Raw genomic sequence first — 24,529 nt, 5'->3', positions numbered from 1 at the left:
TCCTTACTTAATGACAACGCGCAGGAGGTCACCTGCTGTCGCGATGGTGTATGGACGGTCTTCTTCCACGTATGCGCGGACAGACTCGTCGGTTGCAACAGCTTTTACTCGACCATTAGCGATCGACAGCGGTTGGCCTTTTGTGTAGGTGCCGGTTGCAGCAGGTACGTTGAAGAACACGCCGGGCGTTGGGTGCATTGCAACAACCCAATCGCCAGCTGCGATGGTGTCATCGACAGTTTTGCAGCGCAGGTAGTCATAGTTGGCTACATAAAGGATCGCCTGCTCATTGCCGGCAACAGATGCGGTGAACTTCTTGGTTGTGTTATCGAAGAAGCCAATGGTCCCGGGCTTGGTATCAGCCGCTGCAGCACCTTCTCGATGGAGTTGCGGATTGGCAAAGATGCCGCCCGCGTGGATTACGTGCTTACCGTCTTTAGCCATTTCTTACTCCGGCATGTCGCTGAATGAATTTTTAGTAGTTGACTGTTGGCGCGCGCCGTTCAGGCCAATTGATGACTGACATTGCGCATATAGACCATCAAGTGCTGGGCCATCCAGTGCATTAACTGCCAGATCATCAAGGCCAAACTTTGCCTTTACTGCAGCTCGTTTTTCACCCTTTTCTTTATCTGCGTTAATAGTCAGGCCGCTTTCAATGGTGTTCAGTTTGTCGGCGAATGGCTTGAACCACGCCGGAGCTTCATCGCTGTTGGTGGCGGTCTCTTTGGCCTTTTTGTCAGCCTCTTCTTTCTCTTTCCTGGCCTTTTCATCAGCTGCAGCTTTCGCTGTCGCATCCTCTGCGGCCATCTGGTTGTAAGCGTCCATCAGCTCAGCATCGGACTTACCTTCAACGTCGACGCCTTTCGCTTTCAGCGCATTGGTGATGATTTCTTTCATCGGGTTTGCTTCCTCTTTGACGGAATTGCTGTTGGCGCTGAAAAACGCCTTTAGCTGGTTAAAAATTGATTTGAGAGCGGGGTCTTGCGTTGAATAGATATCTGGCGACTGGCCTTCTGACAGGTTGACGACTTCCAGTTCCTGCTCGGTGCCATCGGAGTTAACGAAAATACCTACGCCTTCCTCCGGCGTTCCGGCGCCAGCTTCATCGAGCAGAACAGCAACGTGGTCGAACATCATGTTGGTGGCGATTTCGTTGTACTTCTTGCCCTTCGATTCGCCGTTGACTGCGATGCCGGAATAAAGCAGGCCGGTGGATATGTGAATCGGCTCAGCGTTAGTGCCGGCGGCCATTTCATCCAGGCGGTTGATCAGGCGCTTACCCTTATCGCTGGACTCGGCATAACGTCGGTCAACGTACATGTCGCCGGTTACCTTGCCTTCTGTATGACTCACGTTCTGTAACCACGCGCCAACGTGGTAGTTGTTGACTGCGCGAACATCGCGCGCCGATACGTGCTTACCGTCCACCTTTGGGTGCCCCAACGGCATCGGGTTACGTTCCAGCGTGTTGTATGCTTTTCCAATCTCTGCTGCCGGGTACAACTTCCGGTTCATCACGATATCGTCTACAACGGGCGTGATGCCGCGAACCACAATATGTGGTTTCCCGTCGATGGTTTCTGTGGTGATATTAGAAGCGGAGTTGACGACGGTCAGCACGTTAACGCGATTGCGCTTCATGCTGCTTCCTCATTATGCTATCGAAAGGCGTTTATCAAAAAACTAGGAGACTTGATGAAATACAAAGTGATTTTTTATGGAATTATTAATGGGAAAAAACAGAATCTTGATGCAGTCTTTGAGTCTTCGAAAGAACCAAAGTTAACTGATAGAGAAGTCATCAAGGCTGTTATGTCTGCACTTTCAGATGTGGTTACTGTCGAAAAGCCAATTTTTTCAATTGAGTATCACATCGAAGCAATTGTTCCCTTAGTTTAGTTTTTTGAGCTCTCCCAACTCTTTCTTTCTGAGGAGAGCCTATCTATTAACCCTGAATTAAGCACCATGCCATTGTTATCTAGAACAACAGGTATCTGGCTGCAGTAGCAGTGATAGCGGTTGCCATCGCGGCTATACCATTCGCGAACCTCTTCAACCGTGCGCGTCTTTCCATGCCAGAAAGCATGATTGGTTCGAGTGGTAGGCTTCAACGCAGACAGATGCAGCAAGGCTGTGTTTAGCCCCAGCCGCTCACGCGCCCAATCCGTTTCCTGCCATTGAGCCTCCCGCAACGCTCCGACCTGCTCTGTCTGCGCCATGTTCTTTGCGCGCGCCATTGAGACGTCGAGTCGCTTACTGATGATGCGAGCAGTTTCTTTTGGGTTGATGCCACGACCTATCGAATCGGCTATCACATTCGCCAGGTCACCACGCGCCCGGTCGGACTCAAGCAGCCAGTCGCTATACGTTGATACGTACGCTGCTGCCACCTGATTCTGGTATGCAGCCGAACTGAGAAGCTGCTGAAGCGTCGTCTGCTGCTCGTAGATTGGCGACTGCACCGACAGATTGGTGAATGCCTGATGAGTACCGCGCTCATACTCTGCAGCGACGTACTGCAACGCCCATAAGTTGTTGCTGCCTCCTTCCAGCAGATAATCATCAAGGATGATCTGAACACGCTGCAGCAGGTCATCAATTCCTGACAGGCTAGTCCGCCAGACTTTGGGCCAGTCCATTACCGGCTTTAGTTCTCCATTAGCAAGTAGGATGTCCATAACATCCATTTCATCTATCTCAACTAAGCGACGTAACACATAAGCAGCATCAATATTAACTTGCTCGTTGCGTTGTGATTTCAGATCGGCGATTCTGCTCTGGACGTCAGGTTTTGTGAGGTTTTCATGCCCTGATGCCCGGGCGGTCTTTTCGCTGAACCCCGCCCGAATGGCCGCTTGCGTGGCGTTCAAATCGATGAGGTACTCGCGACAGAACATTTCTTGTTTGTCGGTGAGTGCCATGAGTTTCTCTCAAAAGGAAAATAAAATGGGCTGGGTGAAAATTTTTGAAGGCGTTGTTATGGGCGATGAAATTAAAGTTGAGCGGTTTGAAGATGAAGATAGTGATGGCGAGTTCTCTATCAAAGTCACCGCCAAAGATAAAAATCCTTCAATAGCCACACCTCCCATTATTGATCAAGGAAGCGTTATCATCCCCCCGCCACCAAACGATCCTGAGAAGACATACAAATTTGAATACGATAGTGTTGATGATATGTATGAAAACTTCGCTAAAGATTCGGGCAGGCCCCCAGAGTTCATTAAGAGTCTAGAAGACGCAATAAAAAATTACTAATTACTTATGTCATCACCATGTACCTACTTATTGGGATGGCAAAATAAAACCGCATAGAAGCGGCATATTCAGGAATCTAAAAACTTTGCAGACATAAATATTATCACTTTTTCAGCAATATCATCTCTGTGTGCCTTACCTTGCATAAATTTGGAATGCACATCATTTAGCTCAACAAACTTCTTGCCCAAATCATCGTGTAACAAGTTAACTTCCAAGATAACTATTGCCTGATAAACTTGGTTCATTGCATCCTGAATTGTAAGGGCTGGTTGTGAAAATTCTGGGCTTGGAACTAACTTATCGGGCATAACGGCAATAAGGTTGCGGTATTTAACCAAGGCAATTTTCAGCGCTTTACGATCGCTTCTCTTCTCTTGAAGTCGCCAACCACTTAGTGCTTTCCATGCAAAAATCGAAGCTACCAAAGCCCCAACTCCAGACAACCACGAGCCTATCATACCCCATAAAGCAATTTTATCTGATACTGTCACAAAGCCCCCTTAAAGCAATGCCTTATGGTAGCATGGAATGATTTATTTTCATCGTCAGGCGCACTCGCAAATGCGCCTTGTGATGATTACTGGATAAGCTGCGGCTGAGTGATTGCCATAATCTGCTCATGCTCCAGTGTCAGCACTCGCTTTTCTTTCTTACGCTCATTCATCAGCCGGCTACCAATGGTGCCTTTGAGCTTTGAGCGCGTCTCTTTAATGGCATAACGATGCTGAAGCTCCTCGCCCATTGCTTCCCGGCGATTGAGTTGCTCTGCCATCCAGTTAAAGGCATTGATGTAGCACTCTTTGACAGCCATCGCAGTTTTGCCAGTAAAGCTCATGACAAGCATCATGCATCCATCACGGGTAATGCTATACATCGGCTGAACATCGCCATTTTTATCAATGAAATCAGTGGGCGCAAAATTGCGCCGGGCGAAATCATCAGAGCATTGCATGCTCCTGATAGCACGAAGCACATCTTTATGACGCTTGCCAAAGTACTCGGCAACCTTTAGTGAGGTTGTGACTACCTTGTTGTCTACTGCCTGAACCATATTGCTAAAGTCAAAAGCTGGAATAACTGACGGATTATTCATTGCGTTTCTACCTTTTAGAAAGTGAGCCTGTTCGCACAGAAAAGCCGCCCGAGAGAGGTCACCACCTATAACGGCTTTTCTCAGGCTCGCTTACTGAAAGGCTCTCGTTGAGTTGCGCATGCGATTGCGCGAGTGGATAACATTATTGGACCGATAAAGAGGCACGGCACATTAGGTTTCGGCGCGCCTCTCATAGTTTTATTTACGTAGGCTGTTCTTTACTTCGGTAACGATCTGCTGCTGCAGTCGGTTCAATTCGTTTCGGTGCCTGCTTTCCTGACGTGACCAGAACCAGATGCCGATCCACGTCATAATGAAAGCGCCAATGCAGATACCTGAAAGGATGTTGTAAATCGAGTAACCACTCATTTAGCGTCCTGCTGGCAGTTAGCTTTCCATGTCTTGTTATGGGTCAGGATGGCGCGCTTAGTGCGCTCATCCATCGTCATGATGTCAGCTTCTGTCACCATGATTGGCTTTACCCAGTTACATGCAGTATCCACTACCTCAACCCTTGTTGAGCCAGTCTTTGCGCAGCTCGTCATCAACAGCACTGCCAGGCATACGGGAAACACTTTCCTGAACATCAGATGCTCCTTTCGCTGCTTCTGTCTGGCGCTGTGTGGCCGCCTTCATGGATTCGATATTGGTCTGGGTTTCCCGATCGACAGCTGCCTGCTCTGCTTTGGACTTCCCTTTGGAATGACCAATGCCGAATGCTGTCATAATGGCAGCTACGATGGGGTCGATACTGTACGCGCTCAATCTTGGCGTTGATTTCGTTTAGCCGGGATTCGAGCTGTTTTTTGCTGTGCAGGTAAATAGCCAGACGATAATGATCAAGTGGTTTCATGATGCCTCCATCTCGGTAATGATCACTTCCAGCCGGCCGCCTTTAACCACTTCGCATCGAACCATGCGCACGTCATCAATGAGGCTATCGTCAGCTATGACGCCTGCCTGGGTTAATGAGTCCAGAGGTGCTTTGAGAAGGTTATCGAGGTCACGCCGAGCGCGTGTAGGTGGATATGCGTTGATTTTTACTTTGAGCTTGCCGGTGAGATTGTATTGCTGGTTTGATTCTGCGATTAGTCTGGCTACTGCTGAGGTGTATTCCCTTCCCTTTTTGCTTTTTATCTTTCTACCGCGAAACACTGAGAAGAGGTGATTGTTTCCGGGAGGCCAGGGTAGTTCTATTTCCCCTCTCTCAGTAGCGCGTCCTGGGTTCGTATCACACCTTCTAAATGAGCTATGCGCGCTTCCGTTACTTCGCAGCGCCTTGTGCGCCTATCTATCTCGTCATGGCATGATGAACAGGCCCATGCGCCAAATAAATCGTCTGGCTTCATTCCCGTTCCGCATATGCAAACCATGCGGTAATGCGCGAGCACGACTGTTTCAGGATTACCATTACACACGCCCGGCAACCTGACCTAGCATTCCCTGCCCCGCGCTTCATTGCGTAACTTACTCATCATTTTCTCCCATTAGCCCGTTTGGATCTGACATCAGCCAGAAGTTGAGGCAATCGGTGCAGGAGTAGACCTCGAATGGTTTGAGGCTTATTCCACAGCCAACGCAGGCAGTAGCAGATTGCGCGCCATCGCCAGTAGGCTGACTTGATTGGGTTATGTCGCTCATGGTTCTCCCATTCGATATCGCACTCGCAGGATTCGCAGTTAGCGCCGTAGTGATACTTATCCTCTGAGGTGAGGATGGTGTGACATCGGCAGCAGCGGTCAATGTGCCGATGGGTTAACAGGTTGCCAGTCGGAGATAGCATTGTGGTAAAGAGATCGCGGGCGCTTGCGGTTTCGTGCATGCGGCGTAGTGTGGAAGCGCTATTAAGACGGCGGTACATCAGACAATCAAGTGGAGAACGCCCCATGTGGGCAATAGATTGGGGTTATTGTTGATCTTAACATTGTATTATTTGTAATTTTTATTGGTGTTTCCCTGGTATTGCGACACTCACTTCGTGGGATACGGCCAGGCGTGATCAATCCCTGTGGAAGACAGGACGCCGGTAGCCAGTAAATAAATCACCACCAGCGCAAAGAATATAATTGCTGATATTTCAACGATTTTAATCAGACTATGTTTAGCCATTAATAACCCCCTTTTGATTGCGTGTATTTGACCTTCACCTCTTACCTTAGAGTGTTACCGGTAAAGTACAAGCCCCGTTCACAAAATGAAACATAAAGCCCCGCTTATATATTGTGACCAGTTTGTTACAAGCGTACGGATTGTCGCGGAGGCGCGCTTTAAGGGGACAGTGGACAGTGAGCAGGAAGGCGGGCAACGCACAGGAGTGACAAACGGCAAAGGCACCGTGCTCGCACCTTTGCCGGGTGAAGGGGGATTATCCGACGCCCAACGCTGATTTCACCTCTTGTGCGATTTTCTCAACCTGTGGGCCATAAATCACCTGCACATCCTGTTCGCTCACGCGGTTAATACCATTCGCGCCGGTACGCATTAACGTCTGATCCACCACTTCTTTCATGTCTTTGACGCGAACCCGCAAACGCGTGAAGCAGCAATCGACATCCTCTATATTGGCCGCCCCGCCCAGTCCGCTGATGATCACGTTAGTGCGCTCGCTGGCTTCAACAAGCTGGGGTTTTTCATCGTCCGTTTCCCGCCCGGGCGTTTCGACATGCATGCGCGTAATCACATAACGAAACGCGTAGTAATAAACAGGTGCGTAGATTGCCCCAAGCACCAGCGTCCACCACCAGTGGGTTTTACTGCCACCCAGCACGCCGAAGACCACCAGATCGATAATGCCGCCCTGCACGTTACCAATCATCAGATGTAGCATCGACATCAGCATAAATGACAGGCCCGTTAGAAATGCATGCAGCAGATAGAGCACCGGCGAAACAAAAATAAAGCAGAACTCCAGCGGTTCGGTGATCCCGGTGGTAAAGGACGTCAGCGCGCCGGCCATGACCAGCGCCTTAACGCGCTGTTTATGCTCAGGCCTTGCGGTGTGATAGATCGCCAGGGCCGCGGCCGGCAGGCCAAACATCATGACCGGTATTTTTCCCTGCGCCAGAAACTGCGTGGCGGTGCGGAGCGTCGCATCAGGAATCATCCCGGGATGGGTCAGCGAGGTATTGAAGATATTCAACGCACCAACAATCGTCTGCCCGTCCACGATGGCCATACCGCCGATGGGCGTAAAGCGCACGGTTTCATTCAGGATATGATGCAGGCCCGTCGGGATCAGAATACGTTCTGAAGCGCCCAGCAGGAACGCACCATACTGCCCGCTCCGACCGATCATCTGTCCTACCCAGGCAATACCTTCACCGATAGTGGGCCAGACGAGCGCCAGAAGCACGCCGATCAGCGGCAGGAAAACCACCGTCACGATGGGGACAAAACGGCGTCCGCCAAAGAAACTGATCGCTGTGGGGAGCTGCTGCGTATAAAAGCGGTTATGCAACATGACGGTAAGCAGTCCGGCAATCACGCCGCCCAGCACGCTCATGTTATAGGTGAAAATGCCCAGCATCTGGATATATTCCGCCGAGGTCATCATGGCCGTGGTTTGATCCATTCCGGCCTGCTGCAGCGCCTGAGGTGTGGTCGTGGCGGCGGTAATGCCCCTGGCGGCCAGCGTGGCGTTAATGCCGACATTCATGGCGATATAGCCGATAACTGCGGCAAAGGCTGCCGTCGGCTTTTCCGCTTTTGCCAGCCCGATGGCGCTGGCCACGGCAAAGAACAGCGGCAGATTAGCAAAGAGCGCGCCTGCGACTTTGCGAATAAACCCGATGATAAGCTGGGCAACCTGCATCTGTGCGAAGGCTTCACCGGTGACGGCGGGATTCTGCATGGCGGCTGCCAGCCCCAGAAAGATGCCGGCCGCCGCAATCACCGAAATCGGCATCATCAACGCCTTGCCAAACGCATGGATCTGGCTGGTCAGTTGTTTCATGGTGTCGCGCCCTTTTCTGTTTTAAACAGCAAGTATTAGCGCGATGTGCCGATAACACCCGTTATGGCAAGGTTACGAAAAGGTAAAACATGAACACCATCACACTTGGCGTGCCCCACGATAAACGCCAGCTATCGCACCATTAAGCCAATCAATTAGACAAGCTTTGTCGTGAATAGCACACTAATCTTTACCATCAGGATATATCCTTGCAACATTCGTCCAACATAAAAATAAGCCTGCACACATGATGAAATTTAAGCGTCAAATTAAGCCATACCGTGCCGCAGCGGGCGGCTGGGGTTCACTGGAAGCCACCACACGTTTTGTTTTCGACAGTAAAGCTGCGCTGAAAAATTTGCGTAACCTCATGCGCATGAACAAAGCACGCGGCTTCGACTGCCCGGGCTGTGCCTGGGGCGATGACAATAAAAGTACCTTTAGCTTCTGCGAAAACGGTGCGAAAGCCGTCACCTGGGAAGCCACGCGCCGCGTTGTTGATACCGACTTTTTTGCCAAACACAGCGTGGCAACCCTGTATGCACAAAGCGACTATTTTCTGGAATATCAGGGCCGCCTGACACATCCGTTGCGCTACAACGCCGAAAGCGATCATTACGAACCCATCAGCTGGGATGATGCCTTTGCGCTCATCGCACAACATATTAAAGCGATGGATAACCCGGATCAGATGGAGCTATACACCTCTGGTCGCGCCAGTAATGAAGCCTCCTGGCTTTATCAGCTGTTCGGCCGCATGTTGGGCACCAATAACTTCCCGGACTGCTCCAATATGTGTCACGAGGCAAGCGGTGCGGGCCTGAAACGCAGCATCGGCGTGGGTAAAGGCACCATCCGTCTTGACGATTTTGACCATGCCGATGCCATTTTTGTCTTTGGCCAAAATCCAGGGACAAACCATCCGCGCATGCTGCACAGCCTGCGTCACGCCGCCGACCATGGCGCAAAAATCGTGACCTTTAACACGCTACGCGAGCGCGGTCTGGAACGTTTTGCCGATCCGCAAAAGCCGCTGGAAATTGTCACGTCTAAAGCGGGCACCATCAGCTCTGCCTATTACCAGCCGCATCTGGGCGGTGATATGGCTGCCGTTCGCGGCATGGTGAAAGCCCTGCTGGAAACGCATCGTGCACGCCTTGCGGCAGGCGAAAGCGGCCTGTTCGACCAGGCTTTCCTGAATGCCAAAACCCATGGCGTTGAGGCCTATTTTGATGCGGTTGATAACACCGACTGGATGCAGATTGTGGCGCAGTCCGGCCTGACAGAGGCACAAATCCGCGAAGCGGCGGCAATTTATCAGAGTGCCGATCGGGTTATTTGCACCTGGGCGATGGGCATCACCCAACACAAGCACTCGGTTGATACCGTGCGTGAAATCACCAACCTGCAGCTGCTGTTTGGGCAGTTAGGCAAAAAAGGGGCGGGCCTGTGTCCTGTTCGCGGTCACAGTAATGTTCAGGGTAACCGCACCATGGGCATTGATGAAAAACCGGCTAAGCCTTTCCTCGACGCGCTGGGTCAGCACTTTGGCTTCGAACCCCCGCGTGCTGCAGGCCACAATACTGTTGAAGCGCTCAACGCCATGCTGCGTGATGAAATCAAAGTGCTTATCGCGCTCGGGGGCAACCTCGCAGCGGCGGCACCGGATTCTCCGCGCACCGAAGAAGCCTTGTCCCGCTGTGGTCTGACGGTGCACATCAGCACCAAGCTTAACCGCAGCCACCTCGTGCCGGGTCATGAAGGACTGATTCTGCCTACGCTGGGCCGCACCGAGCGCGATCTGCAGGCTACGGGTAACCAGTTCATTACGGTCGAAGACTCCTTCAGCATGGTTCATGCCTCTGAAGGCGTTGGGATTCCGTTGGCGGAGACGCAGCGTTCTGAAACCTCAATTGTGGCGAGTATTGCTCACGCGGTTCTCGGTGATGACAAGGTGAAGTGGTTAGATCTGGCGGCGGATTACAACCTGATTCGCGATCATATCGCGGCAACGATTCCGGGTTTTGCCGACTTCAATACCAAATGCGATCAGCCTGGCGGGTTCTATCTTGGCAACGCGGCGGCAGAACTGCGTTTTAATACGCCGACAGGCAAGGCTGAGTTTAGCCCTGCTGCGCTGCCCCACTCGCTGTTTCCGCAGTTGGATCAGGACGTGCCCTTCACGCTGCAAACGCTGCGTTCGCACGATCAGTACAACACGACGATTTACGGTCTTGACGACCGCTATCGCGGCGTTTACGGTCAGCGCGAAGTCGTCTTTATCAACCCCGATGACATGGCTGAATTAGGGTTCAGCGAAGGGCAGAATGTGGATATCGAAACGCTGTGGAATGATGGCGTCACGCGTCGCGTCAGCGGCTTTAAGCTGGTGCCTTATAACATTCCTCGCGGCAACCTGGCCGCCTACTATCCTGAAACCAACCCGCTGGTTCCGTTAAACAGCTTCGGTGATATCAGCGGCACGCCCACCTCAAAATCCGTGCCGGTTAAGCTCGAACTGACGCAGGCGCTGGCAACCCAACGCATCGCCTGATTCAGGTTTTTCTCCAGGCAAAAAGCCGGTTCGTCCGGCTTTTTGCCTTGCCGCGAGACCCCGATTCGCGTAAAACTGTCAGCCGCTATTAGGCCACGAAACGTAAAAATCATGTTCCAGGATAATCCGCTGCTTGCGCAGCTTAAAGAGAAGCTTCACTCGCAAACGCCTCGTGCAGAAGGCGTTGTTAAAGGCACCGAAAAGGGATTCGGCTTTCTGGAAGTCGATGCACAGAAAAGTTATTTCATCCCGCCGCCACAGATGAAAAAAGTGATGCATGGCGACCGTATCGTTGCCATCGTCCACAGCGATAAAGATCGCGAAAGTGCCGAGCCTGAAACGCTGGTCGAGCCCTTTCTGAGCCGTTTTGTTGGCCGCGTGCAGAAAAAAGATGACCGCCTTTCTATCGTGCCCGATCATCCTCTGCTCAAAGACGCGATTCAGTGTCGTCCGGTCCGTGGACTGAGCCATGATTTCCAGAACGGCGACTGGGCCGTGGCAGAAATGCGTCGCCATCCCTTAAAAGGCGACCGTGGCTTTTATGCCGAACTCACCGAATTTATCGTTAAAGCCGACGACCACCTTGCACCGTGGTGGGTGACACTGTCACGTCATAATCTGGAGCGTGAAGCGCCAGAAATCGGCTTTGGCGAGATGCTGGACGAAAGCCTGACGCGTGAAGACCTGACCGCGCTGGATTTTGTGACCATAGACAGCGCCAGCACGGAAGATATGGACGATGCGCTGTATGCTGAAGCGCTGGACGATGGCGCCCTGCGTCTCACTATCGCCATTGCCGATCCGACCGCTTATGTTGCCGAAGGCAGCGAGCTGGATAAGCTGGCGGCGCAGCGTGCCTTTACCAACTACCTGCCGGGCTTCAATATTCCCATGCTGCCGCGCGAGCTGTCTGACGATGTCTGCTCGCTGCGCCCTGACGTGCGTCGGCCGGTTCTGGCCTGCCGCGTGACCGTGGCTCAGGATGGAAGCCTGGCGGACGATGTGCAGTTCTTTGCGGCCTGGATCGAGTCCAAAGCCAAGCTGGTGTACGACGAGGTTTCAGACTGGCTGGAAAACAGTGGCGAATGGCAACCACAGAGCGACGCGATTGCTGACCAGATTCGTCTGCTGCACCGCCTGTGCCTGTCACGCGCCGAGTGGCGTCAAAACCACGCGCTGGTGTTTAAAGATCGCCCGGACTATCGTTTCCTGCTGGGCGAAAAAGGCGAAGTGCTGGAAATCGTCGCAGAACCGCGCCGCATAGCGAACCGGATGGTTGAAGAAGCGATGATTCTGGCGAACATCTGTGCCGCCAACGTCCTGCGCGAAAAGCTGGGCTTTGGTATCTACAACGTCCATGCCGGTTTTGACGCAGCAAACGCCGAACAGGCCGCCGCTGTCCTGGCAACTCACGGCATCACGGCCGATCCGCAGGCTATCACCACGCTCGACGGTTTCCGCGTACTGCGTCGTGAGCTGGATGCGCAGCCTACTCAGTTCCTTGACAGCCGCATTCGTCGTTTCCAGACCTATGCAGAGATCACCACCGAGCCGGGCCCGCACTTTGGTTTGGGGCTGGAAGCCTATGCCACCTGGACCTCACCGATTCGTAAGTTTGGCGATATGATCAACCATCGTCTGCTGAAGGCGATCGTGCGCGGCGAACCCATCGGCCGTCCGGACGATGCGCTGACAGTCACCATGAGCGAGCGTCGTCGTCTAAACCGCATGGCCGAGCGCGACGTGGGTGACTGGCTCTATGCCCGCTATCTGTCGCCGTTTGCCGCAACTGACCGCAAGTTTAGCGCAGAAATTATTGATGTATCGCGTGGTGGCATGCGCGTCCGTCTGCTGGAAAATGGCGCCGTCGCGTTTATTCCTGCGCCGTTCCTGCATGCCGTGCGCGATGAGCTGGTGTGCAGCCAGGAAAGCGGTACGGTACAGATTAAAGGTGACGTGGTTTACCGCGTATCCGACGTGATTGACGTGACCATTGCGGAAGTTCGCATGGAAACACGCAGCGTTGTTGCACGCCCTGCCGCCTAAGACACCACCGTCGGGACAGCACAGCCTGCTCCGACGGTCTTTTTTCCTCCGCCGGCCCCTGTATCTTCGCGTTAAATTTGCTCCACGCTTCACAGTTTTATCTTTATTAACTTCCACTTACATTACATTACATTAACGTTAGCTCGTTGTATCCGATCGCCTTCCATTCGGTCTCTACAAGGAGTGAGTTATGAAGAACGTCAAAAACGGCGTGCTCTGGCTGGCAGTGGCGTTAATTGGCGCGGGTGCGTTCGCGATGCTGGCGCTTAACCGCGGCGAGCACGTCAACGCAGTCTGGCTGGTGATTGCCGCCGTAGCCTGTTACAGCATCGCTTATCGTTTTTACAGCCTGTTTATCGCCCGCAACATTTTTGAACTGGACGATCGCCGTCTTACCCCCGCCGAGCGCCTCAGCGATGGTCTTGACTATGTTCCCACCAATAAGTGGGTGCTGTTCGGTCACCACTTTGCGGCGATCGCGGGCGCCGGGCCGCTGGTCGGCCCTATTCTGGCGGCCCAGATGGGCTTTCTGCCAGGCACGATCTGGATCCTGATTGGGGTTATGATGGCGGGCGCGGTGCAGGACTTTCTGATCCTGTTTATCTCTACGCGACGTGACGGCCGTTCCTTAGGTGAAATGGCCCGTCAGGAGCTGGGCGCCTTTGCCGGGGTTATTACCATGCTGGGTGCGCTGGGCGTGATGATCATCATTCTCTCCGCGCTGGCGCTGGTGGTGGTTAAAGCCCTTGCGAACAGCCCGTGGGGGCTGTTCACCATTGCAGCAACGATTCCTATCGCCCTGTTTATGGGCATTTACATGCGCTTTCTGCGCCCGGGTAAGATCGCCGAAGTCTCCTTGATCGGTTTTGTGCTGATGATGGCGGCCATTATCTACGGTGGTGATGTGGCTCAGCATCCTTACTGGGGCCCGTTCTTCACACTGAAAGGCACCTCTCTGACCTGGGTACTGGTCATCTATGGTTTTATCGCCTCGGTGCTGCCGGTCTGGCTGCTGCTGGCTCCCAGAGATTACCTGTCTACTTTCCTGAAAATCGGCGTAATTGTCGGGCTGGCCGTTGGCATCGTCTTTGCCATGCCAGAACTGAAAATGCCCGCTGTGACCAAATTTATTGATGGCTCAGGCCCGGTTTTTTCCGGCGCCCTGTTCCCGTTCCTGTTTATCACCATTGCCTGTGGCGCCATCTCCGGCTTCCATGCGCTGGTCTCCAGCGGCACCACGCCGAAGCTGATTGAGCGTGAAAGCCATATTCGCTTTATCGGTTACGGCGCGATGCTGATGGAGTCGTTTGTGGCAATCATGGCGCTGATATGCGCCTCCGTGCTGGACCCAGGCGTTTACTTTGCGATGAACGCCCCTGCTGCACTGATTGGCACTACGGTAGAAAATGCCGCTCAGGTGATTAACGGCTGGGGCTTTGTCGTCACACCTGAAATGTTAAGCGGTATCGCCAGAGACGTGGGAGAAGCCTCAATTCTGTCACGCGCCGGGGGCGCGCCAACCTTTGCGGTCGGCATGGCGCACATCATTACGGAGGTGTTCAACAGCCGCGCGATGATGGCCTTCTGGTATCACTTTGCCATCTTATTTGAAGCCTTGTTTATCTTAACCGCCGTGGATGCCGGTACGCGCGCTTGCCGGTTTATGGTGCAGGATCTGGTCGGTACGGTTGTGCCTTCACTGGCCAATAACCGCTCATGGCTCGGCAACCTTTCCGGCACGACCGTCGCCGTCGCAGGTTGGGGTTTCTTCGTTTATCAGGGCGTGATCGATCCTCTGGGCGGGATTAACACGTTGTGGCCACTGTTTGGTATTGGTAATCAGATGCTGGCATCGATGGCGCTGATTCTGGGCACGGTCGTGCTGTTTAAGATGAAAAAGCAGCGCTATGCGTGGGTGACGATTCTGCCCACTATCTGGCTGTTTATTACGTCGATGACAGCGGGTTGGCAAAAAATTTTCCACGAAAAACCGTCAATTGGTTTTCTTGCTCAGGCCAATAAATTCCGAAAAGGCCTGGATGATGGCGTGATCATCGCCCCCGCGAAAACCGTGGCCGATATGCAAACCATCGTATTCAGTAACCAGATTAATGCTGCCCTGTGCGGGTTCTTTATGCTGGTTGCCGTTACGATGCTGATTGCGGCCTTCTTTGTCATTCGTCGCGCGCTGCGTAGCGATGTGCCCACTACGCATGAGTCAGACATATCCTTACGTAAGGAGCTTCGTCATGGTTGACAGCATCCATCGCGTAGCGCGCCCACAGGGTCGCTGGCATATAATGCGCTGCACGTTGCTTTCCAGGCCAAAACCCGTGGGTTTTCGCTGGCGAGCGCTGTGGCAGGGACTTCAGCAAAGTTTTCGTTTGATGGTCGGCGTGCAGGATTACCCGAAATACCTGCAGCATATGCGGCAACATCATCCTGACATTGCGCCGATGAGCGAGCGGGACTTTCATCGTTATTGTCTGGATGCCCGCTTCCCCAGCCAGGCCGGTAAGCTGGGAAAATGTCCGTGCTGAACAGAAAGTGTGCCCCGCTTCGGCGGGGTTTTTTCTGCCCGTTTTTTCTGGAAAGCAAAATAAATACAGTTTCGTCTTGTGCTGGCGTCAGTTGATGAATACTGTTGCTAAAATAACGAGATAACGCCAGCAATGTACTTCCTGGAGGGAGTGACCATGACCGATGAACAAGGGCAATCGTTGTTGTATACCTTGTTTGGTACAACCAGCCCTCATTGGCGATTAACCGCAGACAGTGATGCGCTGCTTTTTGCCTTAGATGAATCATCGAACACCAGCGTTGCTGTGCCACTGACGCCCGGCCAGTGCAGTTTATTGCGCGCGATGCCCGTTATTACTTCCAGTATTAATCTGACGTTAACGATTCACGGCGAGCAGGTCGCCATGCATTTTGTTGGCCGGCGGATCAACCAGTCCGTGTGGGCGGGCACCGCTTCGGCATGGGGCGATACGTCGGCGGTGGCGCGCGATCTGACGCTGGGCCTGTCATTTGCTGAACAGGTCGTGTCGGAGGCCAACTCGGTCATCGTTATCCTTGATCAGCGCGGCAACATTCAACGCTTTAACCGCCTCAGCGAAGAGTATACCGGCCTGTATGAACAGGATGTGATCGGCCGTAATGTTTTCCAGCTGTTTATGACCAAACAGGAAGCCGCGGCCTCACGCAGGAACATCGCAGGGTTCTTTCGCGATGGAAATTCCTACGAAGTGGAACGCTGGATCAAGACGATGAAAGGACAGCGACTGTTTCTTTTTCGTAATAAGTTTGTTCACAGTGGCAGCGGTAAAAATGAAATTTTCCTCATCTGTTCAGGAACGGATATTACGGAAGAACGCCGTGCGCAGGAGCGCCTGCGCGTGATGGCTAACACGGATGGCATCACTGGCCTGCCCAATCGCCACGCGATTCACCAGCAAATCAGCCATGCGCTGGAGCGGGCTGAGGGAAGTGAAACCGGCGTGGTCTACCTGGATTTAGATAATTTCAAAAAAGTGAATGATGCCTACGGTCATATGTTCGGCGATCAACTGTTGCAGGCCGTTTCCCTGGCGATTCTGAGCTGTCTGAGCAAGAACCAGACGCTTGGACGGCTGGGCGGTGACGAGTTTGTGGTGCTGGCTGAGCACACCAGTCAGGCTGCGCTGGAAGCAATGGCTACGCGCATTCTCGATCGCCTGCGTCAGCCTTTCCGCATCGGCCTCATCGAGGTTTACAGCGGCTGCTCCGTCGGGATCGCCCTGGCCCCGCTACATGGAGAGGACCGTGAGTGTCTGATTCGTAACGCTGATACGGCGATGTATCACGCCAAAGAGAACAACCGTGGCAGCTATTGTGTTTTTGCCGAAGAGATGAACCGCCGGGTTTTTGAATATCTCTGGCTCGACACCAACCTGCGTAAAGCGCTGGAGCAAGACCATTTATTAGTGCACTACCAGCCCAAAGTGGATGCTGACGGTAAAGTGCGCAGTGCGGAAGCGCTGGTTCGCTGGAACTCACCCGAGCGCGGGCTGGTTTCACCCGGGGAATTTATTCCCTACGCGGAAGAATCCGGGCTGATCGTGCCACTGGGTCGCTGGGTCATGCTTAACGTGCTGAAGCAAATTATTGCCTGGCGGGAGCAGAATATTTATCTGCGCGTCGCGGTTAATGTCTCGGCGCGCCAGTTACTCGACCAGACAATCTACAGTGACCTGAAACAAGCCCTGACGGATGCCGGTTTAACCGAGTGCCCGGTGGATATCGAACTGACGGAAAGCTGCCTGATTGAGAATGAAGCCGAAGCGCTCAAGCTGATGCGTAAATTTCAGGAACTGGGTGCCCAGATTCACCTTGATGACTTTGGCACCGGTTATTCCTCCCTTTCACAGCTGGCGCGCGTTCCTATTAATGCTATTAAACTGGATCAAAGCTTTATCCGTAATGTGAATAAACGTCCCGTTTCTCAGTCACTCGTCAGGGCGATTGTTGCGGTAGCGAAGGCGCTTGATTTGCAGGTGATTGCCGAAGGTATTGAAACCGTCGATGAAGAAGCCTTTGTGTTAAAAAGCGGCGTCGATGGGCGGCAAGGCTATTTTTACGCAAAACCAATGCCCGCCGATCAGTTTGGGCACTGGCTGGCTCAGCATCCTGCCCGCGTGTAATTATCTAACCCGCTTTACGCAGTGATGCGCTGTGGCGGTTCTGTAACTGGACTAAACGTTCCATATAGGCAATATCCTTCGCTTCAAGCGTGAATGCGTAATCTACCCAGTCCTCGGTGATATCCATCAGTTCCGCGCGTGATAGCTGCAGTACCCGCTGGCGCGCCTTTAGCATGGCGCGTACGCCATTGAGCTTAGGTCGCAGCGTATCGATAAAGGTGCGGGTGGCGCGGTAGCTGTCGCCCGGCTGGAAAACCTTATCGACCAGACCACGGGTTTCATACCATTCGGCACTGTGCGATTCGCCTTCCATAATCAGCTCTTCAGCCAGTTTCATGCCCGAACGCCGCGCGACTAATGAGTAGCCGCCCATTCCGGGAAACAGGTTAAAGGCGATTTCCGGAAAACCCATCCGCGCATTGTTTTGCGCCAGAATAAAGTGATGGGCAAGCGCGGCTTCAAAACCGCCGCCTAACGCACTGCCTTCAATCATCGCCAGCGTTACCGCGCCGGTGTCAAATCCGCGCGCCGCCGAGTGGATGCAGTCAACGCAGGCACGGGCATAAGCACGTAACGCTTCGCGCCGGTTGTTGCGGATACATTCCACAAAAAAGCGCAGATCGCCACCGGCATTAAACATTTGTGGGACTAACGAGCCGGTGACCCAGAAGTCGATAGGTAAGCCCGATCGCTGCGCCGTGTAACTCAGATTCATGATCTCTTCAATCAACTCATGATTAAAACTGGGTCGTGGCTGGGCGCGCAACATCATCCACATGGTGCGACGTCCTTCCTCGTAATAGGCAACTAACTGCGTGGTTTGTCCGGCTTCGGAAAACAGTCTGCATGTGGGTTGGTTAATCACGGTCATTGTCTCATCCTCTATTATTTTGATGCGCTAATTACGCCACATCAGCCTAATCCAGAGTGAGGCCAGACCAAATGAGAGATTGATTTACAACATAAATTCCAGAGTGATCCCCGATGCACCACCTTTAAATGATTAGTAGACTTTCTTGATATACCCAGCCTTTACCACAGAAAGGCGCGAACCGATAACCAGCATTGATGGGACTATCCTTCCCTTAAGGCTCGCTCATCACTAGCCATTTCGGGACGCAGGCACCGCTGCGCCCCAGGCATTATTTCTGGCCGTACCAGGCATTTTCACCGTGTTTGCGCAAATAGTGCAGATCAAGCAGGGTCTGCTGAATGGGAGGCAGCCCGGCCGTGAGCTGCTGGCTAAACAATCCCATGTAAGCCACTTCTTCCAGTACCACTGCACTGTGGACGGCCGCATGTGCGTCTTTGCCCCAGGCGAAAGGCCCGTGAGAATTCACCAGCACGGCAGGAATGGCCGAAGGAGAAAGTCCGCGCTCGGCGAAGGTTTCAATGATCACCTCCCCCGTATTCCACTCATACTGATTTTTGATTTCTTCATCGCGCATGGCTCGGGTGCAGGGAATCTCACCGTAAAAGTCGTCCGCGTGGGTGGTGCCCCACGCGGGGATGGCACGTCCGGCCTGCGCCCAGATGGTGGCATGACGTGAATGCGTATGGACGATTCCGCCAACCTCAGGCCAGGCCAGGTAGAGTGCCCGGTGCGTAGCCGTATCGGATGAAGGCCGTTTTTCGCCTTCCACCACCTCGCCGGTCGCCAGGTTGACCACCACCATGTCCTCCACTTTCATGACATCGTAACTGACGCCAGAAGGTTTAATCACTAACAGACCTTGCTCACGGTCAATCGCGCTGACGTTTCCCCATGTGAAGGTGACAAGGTTGTATTTGGGGAGATCCAGGTTGGCTTCCAGGACCTGTTGTTTAAGGTGCTCCAGCATTTTTTTCTCCTGCTGAGAAGGGTTTTCATAGTGTGCGGAGCAGGCAGAAAAAACGTTATGGAGCAAATAGCTAAAAAGCAGCGGAAAATGGCTGTGAATGAAAAATTGTGTCGCGAATTAAGAATTTTCCATCTTCGGAAATTCTGCAAAATGAATAGAATTCTGTCAGGCATCAGACAGGTCCATCTGTTAATGATGCTTTTCAGCCGCTACAAGCAGATTGTCCATGGTGTCTGGCATTTTTATACTGAAAGGATGCGGTAATCATGCCTCACAGGCGGCCTGAAAAAATTTCACAGCTATACTTACTGTGTTGCATCTGCATACACAATAAAGGAGAAGTTCATGACAATTACAATGAAAAAAGTGACCGCCGCTGTCCTGGCGACCACGCTGGTTGTGGCGTTAAGCGGCTGTTCGAACTGGTCTAAACGCGACCGTAACACTGCGATTGGCGCAGGTGCCGGCGCAATTGGTGGCTCTGTATTAACCAACGGCAGCGCGCTGGGTACCGTGGGTGGTGCAGCTGTGGGTGGTATTATCGGTCACCAGGTTCACTAAGCACGCTATAACAATAAATCACGGCTACGCAGCGCATCTACATAATAAAAAACCGGACTACCTTGTAGTCCGGTTTCTTCTTTCAACCCCCAGCCAGTTTTACCTTCATCCCTTTGGCCTCCAGCAGGCTTTTTAATAAATCGCGCTTGTCGCCCTGGATTTCGATCACGCCCTCTTTCACCGACCCGCCACAACCGCATTTTTTCTTCAGTTCAGCGGCCAGCTGGTTCAGTGCTGCCTCATCCATATCGACGCCAGAAATCAGGCAGACACCTTTGCCTTTGCGTCCGCTGGTCTGGCGCTGAATGCGAACAATGCCGTCGCCTTTGGGCCGTTCCGCCTTTTGTTCGGGCTGAGTGATACGGCCAGCGTCGGTTGAATACACCAAGGGATTATCGCGACTCATTTTACGCTCTCCAAATCCTGCAACAGCGCCTTAAGCGTCGCTGCGGGGTCCGCTGACTGCGTAATAGGACGTCCTATTACCATATAATCGACGCCAGCAAGGCGGGCCTGCTGTGGCGTCATAACGCGGCGCTGATCGCCCGCGTCGCTTCCCTGAGGCCTAATGCCGGGAGTAACCAGCTTAAAATCATGACCGATCGCCTGTTTGAACCGCGCGGCTTCATGTGCGGAGCAGACAACCCCATCAAGACCGCATTCGCGCGTGAGTTTTGCCAGGCGTTCAGCCTGCTCTGCGGGAGACAGCGTGATGCCCAAACCCAGTAAATCTTCAGCATCCATGCTGGTCAGGACGGTGACGGCAATCAGTAACGGCGCCTGCTCACCATAGGGAAGAAGCGCTTCACGGGCGGCATTCATCATGCGTGCCCCGCCGCTCGCATGAACGTTCACCATCCAGACGCCAAGATCGGCGGCGGCAGCGACCGCGCGGGCGGTGGTATTAGGGATGTCGTGAAATTTCAGGTCGAGAAAGATCTCAAATCCACGTTGTTGCAGGGTTTTTACCAGCTGTGGGCCGAACAATGTGAACATTTCTTTGCCCACTTTCAGGCGGCAGCTGCCCGGCTCTATCTGATCGACAAAATGCAGTGCGCTGTTCATATCGTGGTAATCAAGCGCCACTAACACCGGTGAAGTCTGGGATAAGGCCATGCTATTTCCTCTGCGGTAGGCACCTGCTGGCGCGTTAGACAAACGGCACGCATTCTACCTGCCCGCTTTTCGCATCACAATCCCTGTTGCGCTGCCAGGCGATAAACGCACGGAGGTCAGGCAATTTCTGCAATTAACAATTTTAGTATGTTGTAACTAAAATGCATTGAAAACCGAAGACAATAACCAACAGGTTATTGCCCATCCAGTCCGCGAATCGGTTTGACTGATGACCAGGTCCGGCATGACGGACAGTGCCAGTAGAGCGCATGAGCCGTAAAGCCGCATTTCTGGCAGCGATAACGTGGTTTCGTGCGGATTTGCTCGCCGACCAGATCGCGCAGCACCATCAGGCTCTCTTTAGCACGACCATCCTCCGCTTCATGCAGGTGAAACTCCATCAGACGATGGAATACGCGCATGTTGGGGTGACGCTGTAACTGGTTATTGATGTAGTTTTGCGCCGCTTCCGCGCCCTGCTCCTGCTCCAGAATCGCGGAAAGATACAGTTCCGCCGCGGCGCCGGTGTTCTCTTCCACACAGCGTTTAAGAAATGCGGCCCAGGCGTCGGGCTGATTAAGACGCTGAAAACAGGTTTCTAACATCGGCAGCGTTTCACTGACCAGCTCTTTATCCTGATCCAGAACACGCTGCAGATGCTCGATAGCTTTGGCGTGCTCCCCTTTCTCCATCAGGATGCGCCCCATCATAATCGAGACGCGTGCGCTCTGACGATCGGCTGACTCCCCCTTTTTCAACAGGGTCATCGCCCTGTCGAGATCGTCGCTGCTCATTGCCTGCAGCGCGAGTTCGCAATAAAAATGGGCAATCTCACCCTTCTGCTTGTCTTTGCCCAGTTTAACCAGCCGCTCAGCCACCTCGATAGCCTGAACCCAGTCACTGGTTGCCTGATGAATAAGCAACAGCTGTTGCAGTGCACCGATCCTGAAATCTGTCTCATCCGTCAGCTGTTTGAACATGTCTTCGGCGCGGTCATAAAGACCTGCTGCCATATAGTCACGCCCCAGTTGCTGGATGGCCAGCAAGCGTTGTTCGTAGCTTAGCGACGCGCTTTCCATTAAAGACTGATGAATTCGAATGGCGCGGTCAACCTCACCGCGCGAACGGAACAGGTTGCCAAGGGTCAGGTGTGCTTCAACCGTGCCGCTGTCTTCCTTGAGCATGTCAAGAAACAGATCGACCGCTTTATCCTGCTGGTTGGAGAGTAAAAAGTTTACCCCTGCGACGTAGTCACGAGACAGGCGGTTTGATTCCTGTTGCTTATCCTGCTGCGCGCTTCGGCGGCCCATGTACCAACCATAGGCAGCGGCGACAGGAAGTAACAGAAACAGCAGCTCTAACATGGAGACTTATTCCTGCGCGGCCGGCGGTAGCGGTTTACCGACAGGCGCTGGCGTGCTCTGATCAATCTGTGTCTGCAGGCGCTTAACTTTACGTTGTGCATTGGCCAGAGAGACCCGAAGACGTAACCAGAAGAGTCCGCAGATAACCCATCCCAGCAAAAAACCGACGCCGAAAAGCGTTGCCAGTAACGTAGAGATACGGAATTCACCCTGCGCCAGCAGATAGTTAAAGGTGATAACCTGGTCGTTGTGCGCGCCAAGGGTCACGGAAATGATAAAAATGACCAAAACCACTAAAAAAATCAGCAAATATTTCACAGTGCATCCCGTTGTGAGGTTGTCGAATAGAATTATGCCAAAATTACGGCAAAAATACTGCTCCCGGCCGCATCAGACGAAGAGCTTTTGCTCAGTTTCAAGATAAAGATATGGTGCTGAACGGCGCAATTACAATCCTTGTTCCCGTTCAGCCACCTCCTGCTTCTCTTCCGGTGGCAGGCTGAGCGGCCCACAGAAGCGTTGAGCAAGCCAGGTTGCCACCACGACAAACACCCAGGAAATGAATGTTGCCACGGCCAGATCGCGCGGCCAGTGCATGCCCAGCAGCAGGCGACTGCCCATGACGCCTGTTGCCCAGAGTCCGACAAGCACAATCGTTTTGTAATGCCGGCGTGGCCAAAGTAAACCGATGACCAGTAAGGCCCAACTGGCGGCAAACATCGTGTGTCCGGACGGGAAGGCAAACCCTGTTTCAAAGGCCCAGTGCTTTTTCAGCCAGCCCGGAATATGGGATTCATCCGCAATCAGCGCCGTGACGCGCTGGCCACGTTGCTCACGATTCAGTTGGTAAAAGGTCTTGTCGTCCAGCCCGTGGGTTTTCTCCAGCCAGACGACATAGGGCCGGGGTTCCTGCACCTGCTCTTTGATAAAGGATTTTGTGTATTGACCGGCCAGGATGGTGGCATTCATGATCACCAGGAGCAGCAGCGCCGGTTTGAGCCTGAAACGCAGGCACCACAGCACCCACGCGCTTAAAATCAGGCTGGTCAGCATTCCCCACGGCCGTGTGACCGTTTCGGTCATCCAGAACAAGACCTTAAGAGAGGTATTACTTTCGCCAGGCTGCCATTGCCAACCGGATAACCATACTGCAACCGGCATAATAAGCAGCAGCAGCATTCCCGCCAGCGTCCGTTGAAAGATTTTAATCATCCCTTTTCCTTTTTCCCGGTAAAAACCTGTTGCGAAAGCATAACTTTAGCTTAAAAAAGAATAACATAACCTTTTAAGATTAGATAATCGTGCTTTATCACAACAATCGTTTACACAGATTAACAGCCTGCCTCGCGGTTGTGGCACAATATTCCACGTTTGTCGGGCCGCATCGGCCTGTGCACTATTATGATGATAGTGCATCCTTTGAGGGTTCTGGAGAGTCACATGCAGCTTAAACGGGTGGCAGAAGCCAAACTGCCCACGCCATGGGGAGATTTCCTGATGGTAGGTTTTGAAGAACTGGCAACCGGTCATGACCATGTTGCCCTGGTCTTTGGCGATATTAACGATAATCAACCAGTCCTGGCTCGTGTTCATTCCGAGTGTCTGACTGGCGATGCGCTGTTCAGCCTGCGTTGCGACTGCGGCTTCCAACTTGAAGCGGCCCTGAATGCCATTGCTGAAGAAGGCCGCGGTGTAATGCTCTATCACCGCCAGGAAGGTCGTAACATCGGCCTGCTGAATAAAATTCGTGCCTATGCGTTGCAGGATAAAGGCTACGACACCGTTGAAGCCAATCATCAGTTAGGCTTTGCCGCTGACGAACGTGACTTCACGCTGTGTGCCGATATGTTTAAGTTACTGGGCGTAAATGAAGTTCGGCTGCTCACTAACAATCCGCGGAAAGTGGAAATTCTGGGTGAAGCCGGGATCAATATTGTTGAGCGGGTACCGTTGGTTGTCGGGCGCAATCCTGAGAATGCGCACTATCTTGATACCAAGGCAGAAAAAATGGGTCATCTTCTGCCGAAGTCCTGAATGAAACAGCCGGGTTTCCCCGGCT

At 52.9% G+C, this 24,529-nt stretch carries 28 protein-coding genes; 9 read left to right on the top strand and 19 right to left on the bottom strand.

The features are described from left to right. Positions 1-3 precede the first annotated feature (3 nt). Together PAGR_RS10595 and PAGR_RS10590 are read right to left on the bottom strand one after the other, a co-directional pair. The gene (locus PAGR_RS10595; RefSeq protein WP_014605751.1) at positions 4-444 is read right to left on the bottom strand and encodes a hypothetical protein; all 441 of its coding nucleotides are present in this window, start codon (positions 442-444) and stop codon (positions 4-6) included. A 3-nt stretch (positions 445-447) separates the two neighbouring features. Next, entirely contained in the window at positions 448-1,644 is a 1,197-nt protein-coding gene (locus PAGR_RS10590) for a hypothetical protein (protein WP_014605750.1), read from the bottom strand. A 54-nt stretch (positions 1,645-1,698) separates the two neighbouring features. Here PAGR_RS10590 and PAGR_RS10585 point away from each other — a divergent pair, with 54 nt between their 5' ends. Beyond that, entirely contained in the window at positions 1,699-1,902 is a 204-nt protein-coding gene (locus PAGR_RS10585; protein ID WP_044042345.1) for a hypothetical protein, read from the top strand. Here the strand turns inward: PAGR_RS10585 and PAGR_RS10580 are convergent. Then, positions 1,899-2,924: a terminase small subunit gene (locus PAGR_RS10580; RefSeq protein ID WP_014605749.1), complete on the bottom strand. Its 1,026-nt coding sequence runs from the start codon at positions 2,922-2,924 to the stop codon at positions 1,899-1,901. The two genes, PAGR_RS10585 and PAGR_RS10580, sit on opposite strands and share 4 nt — an antisense overlap. Here PAGR_RS10580 and PAGR_RS10570 point away from each other — a divergent pair. Further along, positions 2,923-3,258 carry a hypothetical protein gene (locus tag PAGR_RS10570; protein WP_151243570.1) on the top strand — a complete coding sequence of 112 codons (336 nt, stop codon included), beginning with the start codon at positions 2,923-2,925 and terminating at the stop codon, positions 3,256-3,258. The two genes, PAGR_RS10580 and PAGR_RS10570, sit on opposite strands and share 2 nt — an antisense overlap. A gap of 68 nt (positions 3,259-3,326) precedes the next feature. Here the strand turns inward: PAGR_RS10570 and PAGR_RS10565 are convergent, their stop codons facing one another. The 9 genes from PAGR_RS10565 to PAGR_RS10540 form a co-directional block, all read right to left on the bottom strand. Beyond that, positions 3,327-3,752 carry a hypothetical protein gene (locus tag PAGR_RS10565; protein ID WP_044042341.1) on the bottom strand — a complete coding sequence of 142 codons (426 nt, stop codon included), beginning with the start codon at positions 3,750-3,752 and terminating at the stop codon, positions 3,327-3,329. Between the two features lie 86 nt (positions 3,753-3,838). Further along, a complete protein-coding gene (locus PAGR_RS10560; protein ID WP_014605748.1) occupies positions 3,839-4,354 on the bottom strand; it encodes a Rha family transcriptional regulator in 516 nt (171 codons plus the stop codon). 198 nt (positions 4,355-4,552) lie between these two features. Then, complete coding sequence (locus tag PAGR_RS23995; protein ID WP_193372489.1) at positions 4,553-4,723, bottom strand: hypothetical protein; 171 nt, start codon at positions 4,721-4,723, stop codon at positions 4,553-4,555. Further along, entirely contained in the window at positions 4,720-4,857 is a 138-nt protein-coding gene (locus tag PAGR_RS22805; protein ID WP_014605747.1) for a hypothetical protein, read from the bottom strand. Before PAGR_RS22805 ends, PAGR_RS23995 begins: the two co-directional genes overlap by 4 nt. Before the next feature lie 4 nt (positions 4,858-4,861). Beyond that, positions 4,862-5,080 (bottom strand): hypothetical protein, encoded by a 219-nt coding sequence (locus tag PAGR_RS23140; RefSeq protein WP_014605746.1) that lies wholly within the window; start codon positions 5,078-5,080, stop codon positions 4,862-4,864. Positions 5,081-5,203: 123 nt separating this feature from the next. After that, on the bottom strand, positions 5,204-5,551 hold the full coding sequence (locus PAGR_RS10550; protein ID WP_044042337.1) for a RusA family crossover junction endodeoxyribonuclease: 348 nt from the start codon (positions 5,549-5,551) through the stop codon (positions 5,204-5,206). Next, on the bottom strand, positions 5,548-5,781 hold the full coding sequence (locus PAGR_RS23135; RefSeq protein ID WP_237711084.1) for a DUF1364 domain-containing protein: 234 nt from the start codon (positions 5,779-5,781) through the stop codon (positions 5,548-5,550). The genes PAGR_RS10550 and PAGR_RS23135 overlap by 4 nt, the downstream gene beginning before the upstream one ends. Positions 5,782-6,325: 544 nt before the next feature. After that, positions 6,326-6,463 (bottom strand): hypothetical protein, encoded by a 138-nt coding sequence (locus PAGR_RS23990; protein ID WP_014605744.1) that lies wholly within the window; start codon positions 6,461-6,463, stop codon positions 6,326-6,328. 256 nt (positions 6,464-6,719) lie between these two features. Further along, positions 6,720-8,306 carry a PTS transporter subunit EIIC gene (locus tag PAGR_RS10540; protein ID WP_013025915.1) on the bottom strand — a complete coding sequence of 529 codons (1,587 nt, stop codon included), beginning with the start codon at positions 8,304-8,306 and terminating at the stop codon, positions 6,720-6,722. 250 nt (positions 8,307-8,556) lie between these two features. Between PAGR_RS10540 and PAGR_RS10535 the strand changes: the two genes are divergently transcribed. From PAGR_RS10535 to pdeR, 5 genes are all read left to right on the top strand, one after another. Continuing rightward, positions 8,557-10,860, top strand: coding sequence for an FdhF/YdeP family oxidoreductase (locus PAGR_RS10535; protein WP_026020940.1), 2,304 nt, complete (start codon positions 8,557-8,559; stop codon positions 10,858-10,860). A 111-nt stretch (positions 10,861-10,971) separates the two neighbouring features. After that, a complete protein-coding gene (locus tag PAGR_RS10530; RefSeq protein ID WP_014593800.1) occupies positions 10,972-12,906 on the top strand; it encodes an exoribonuclease II in 1,935 nt (644 codons plus the stop codon). A 190-nt stretch (positions 12,907-13,096) separates the two neighbouring features. Further along, positions 13,097-15,163, top strand: a complete 2,067-nt coding sequence (locus PAGR_RS10525) for a carbon starvation CstA family protein (RefSeq protein WP_013025918.1) — start codon at positions 13,097-13,099, stop codon at positions 15,161-15,163. Further along, entirely contained in the window at positions 15,156-15,446 is a 291-nt protein-coding gene (locus PAGR_RS10520; protein ID WP_014605743.1) for a YbdD/YjiX family protein, read from the top strand. Before PAGR_RS10525 ends, PAGR_RS10520 begins: the two co-directional genes overlap by 8 nt. A gap of 156 nt (positions 15,447-15,602) precedes the next feature. Further along, on the top strand, positions 15,603-17,588 hold the full coding sequence (gene pdeR, locus PAGR_RS10515; protein ID WP_014605742.1) for a cyclic di-GMP phosphodiesterase: 1,986 nt from the start codon (positions 15,603-15,605) through the stop codon (positions 17,586-17,588). 4 nt (positions 17,589-17,592) lie between these two features. On the opposite strand, the gene PAGR_RS10510 is transcribed toward pdeR, so the two are convergent. Then, the gene (locus PAGR_RS10510; RefSeq protein ID WP_013025921.1) at positions 17,593-18,459 is read right to left on the bottom strand and encodes a crotonase/enoyl-CoA hydratase family protein; all 867 of its coding nucleotides are present in this window, start codon (positions 18,457-18,459) and stop codon (positions 17,593-17,595) included. 271 nt (positions 18,460-18,730) lie between these two features. After that, entirely contained in the window at positions 18,731-19,429 is a 699-nt protein-coding gene (gene araD / locus PAGR_RS10505; RefSeq protein ID WP_014593801.1) for an L-ribulose-5-phosphate 4-epimerase, read from the bottom strand. Between the two features lie 345 nt (positions 19,430-19,774). Between araD and osmB the strand changes: the two genes are divergently transcribed. Next, entirely contained in the window at positions 19,775-19,990 is a 216-nt protein-coding gene (gene osmB, locus PAGR_RS10495; RefSeq protein WP_014593802.1) for an osmotically-inducible lipoprotein OsmB, read from the top strand. An 82-nt stretch (positions 19,991-20,072) separates the two neighbouring features. On the opposite strand, the gene yciH is transcribed toward osmB, so the two are convergent. From yciH to pgpB, 5 genes are all read right to left on the bottom strand, one after another. Then, the gene (yciH, locus tag PAGR_RS10490; protein WP_014593803.1) at positions 20,073-20,396 is read right to left on the bottom strand and encodes a stress response translation initiation inhibitor YciH; all 324 of its coding nucleotides are present in this window, start codon (positions 20,394-20,396) and stop codon (positions 20,073-20,075) included. Further along, positions 20,393-21,106, bottom strand: coding sequence for an orotidine-5'-phosphate decarboxylase (gene pyrF, locus PAGR_RS10485; protein WP_014593804.1), 714 nt, complete (start codon positions 21,104-21,106; stop codon positions 20,393-20,395). The genes yciH and pyrF overlap by 4 nt, the downstream gene beginning before the upstream one ends. Before the next feature lie 194 nt (positions 21,107-21,300). After that, complete coding sequence (lapB, locus tag PAGR_RS10480; RefSeq protein WP_013025926.1) at positions 21,301-22,470, bottom strand: lipopolysaccharide assembly protein LapB; 1,170 nt, start codon at positions 22,468-22,470, stop codon at positions 21,301-21,303. Positions 22,471-22,476: 6 nt separating this feature from the next. Next, positions 22,477-22,788: a LapA family protein gene (locus PAGR_RS10475; RefSeq protein WP_014593805.1), complete on the bottom strand. Its 312-nt coding sequence runs from the start codon at positions 22,786-22,788 to the stop codon at positions 22,477-22,479. Between the two features lie 129 nt (positions 22,789-22,917). Beyond that, positions 22,918-23,682: a phosphatidylglycerophosphatase B gene (gene pgpB / locus PAGR_RS10470; RefSeq protein ID WP_014605741.1), complete on the bottom strand. Its 765-nt coding sequence runs from the start codon at positions 23,680-23,682 to the stop codon at positions 22,918-22,920. 228 nt (positions 23,683-23,910) lie between these two features. On the opposite strand from pgpB, the gene ribA reads away from it, so the two are divergent. Continuing rightward, positions 23,911-24,504, top strand: coding sequence for a GTP cyclohydrolase II (gene ribA, locus PAGR_RS10465; RefSeq protein ID WP_014605740.1), 594 nt, complete (start codon positions 23,911-23,913; stop codon positions 24,502-24,504). The last annotated feature ends 25 nt before the right edge of the window (positions 24,505-24,529 follow it).

Source organism: Pantoea ananatis PA13 (assembly GCF_000233595.1).
GTDB lineage: Bacteria > Pseudomonadota > Gammaproteobacteria > Enterobacterales > Enterobacteriaceae > Pantoea > Pantoea ananatis.
Note: the sequence above shows the minus strand (reverse complement) of the source record. Positions and strands in the feature narration are given on the sequence as shown.

Coding starts and splice junctions, on each gene's coding strand:
- PAGR_RS23140 (WP_014605746.1), bottom strand. CDS start 5,080: ATGACAGCATTCGGCATTGGTCATTCCAAAGGGAAGTCCAAAGCAGAG.
- PAGR_RS10590 (WP_014605750.1), bottom strand. CDS start 1,644: ATGAAGCGCAATCGCGTTAACGTGCTGACCGTCGTCAACTCCGCTTCT.
- pgpB (WP_014605741.1), bottom strand. CDS start 23,682: ATGATTAAAATCTTTCAACGGACGCTGGCGGGAATGCTGCTGCTGCTT.
- PAGR_RS10510 (WP_013025921.1), bottom strand. CDS start 18,459: ATGACCGTGATTAACCAACCCACATGCAGACTGTTTTCCGAAGCCGGA.
- PAGR_RS10580 (WP_014605749.1), bottom strand. CDS start 2,924: ATGGCACTCACCGACAAACAAGAAATGTTCTGTCGCGAGTACCTCATC.
- lapB (WP_013025926.1), bottom strand. CDS start 22,470: ATGTTAGAGCTGCTGTTTCTGTTACTTCCTGTCGCCGCTGCCTATGGT.
- PAGR_RS10530 (WP_014593800.1), top strand. CDS start 10,972: ATGTTCCAGGATAATCCGCTGCTTGCGCAGCTTAAAGAGAAGCTTCAC.
- PAGR_RS10520 (WP_014605743.1), top strand. CDS start 15,156: ATGGTTGACAGCATCCATCGCGTAGCGCGCCCACAGGGTCGCTGGCAT.
- ribA (WP_014605740.1), top strand. CDS start 23,911: ATGCAGCTTAAACGGGTGGCAGAAGCCAAACTGCCCACGCCATGGGGA.
- PAGR_RS10540 (WP_013025915.1), bottom strand. CDS start 8,306: ATGAAACAACTGACCAGCCAGATCCATGCGTTTGGCAAGGCGTTGATG.
- PAGR_RS10570 (WP_151243570.1), top strand. CDS start 2,923: ATGAGTTTCTCTCAAAAGGAAAATAAAATGGGCTGGGTGAAAATTTTT.
- PAGR_RS23990 (WP_014605744.1), bottom strand. CDS start 6,463: ATGGCTAAACATAGTCTGATTAAAATCGTTGAAATATCAGCAATTATA.
- yciH (WP_014593803.1), bottom strand. CDS start 20,396: ATGAGTCGCGATAATCCCTTGGTGTATTCAACCGACGCTGGCCGTATC.
- PAGR_RS10585 (WP_044042345.1), top strand. CDS start 1,699: ATGAAATACAAAGTGATTTTTTATGGAATTATTAATGGGAAAAAACAG.
- pyrF (WP_014593804.1), bottom strand. CDS start 21,106: ATGGCCTTATCCCAGACTTCACCGGTGTTAGTGGCGCTTGATTACCAC.
- PAGR_RS10535 (WP_026020940.1), top strand. CDS start 8,557: ATGAAATTTAAGCGTCAAATTAAGCCATACCGTGCCGCAGCGGGCGGC.
- PAGR_RS10595 (WP_014605751.1), bottom strand. CDS start 444: ATGGCTAAAGACGGTAAGCACGTAATCCACGCGGGCGGCATCTTTGCC.
- PAGR_RS10525 (WP_013025918.1), top strand. CDS start 13,097: ATGAAGAACGTCAAAAACGGCGTGCTCTGGCTGGCAGTGGCGTTAATT.
- araD (WP_014593801.1), bottom strand. CDS start 19,429: ATGCTGGAGCACCTTAAACAACAGGTCCTGGAAGCCAACCTGGATCTC.
- PAGR_RS23995 (WP_193372489.1), bottom strand. CDS start 4,723: ATGAGTGGTTACTCGATTTACAACATCCTTTCAGGTATCTGCATTGGC.
- PAGR_RS10560 (WP_014605748.1), bottom strand. CDS start 4,354: ATGAATAATCCGTCAGTTATTCCAGCTTTTGACTTTAGCAATATGGTT.
- pdeR (WP_014605742.1), top strand. CDS start 15,603: ATGACCGATGAACAAGGGCAATCGTTGTTGTATACCTTGTTTGGTACA.
- osmB (WP_014593802.1), top strand. CDS start 19,775: ATGACAATTACAATGAAAAAAGTGACCGCCGCTGTCCTGGCGACCACG.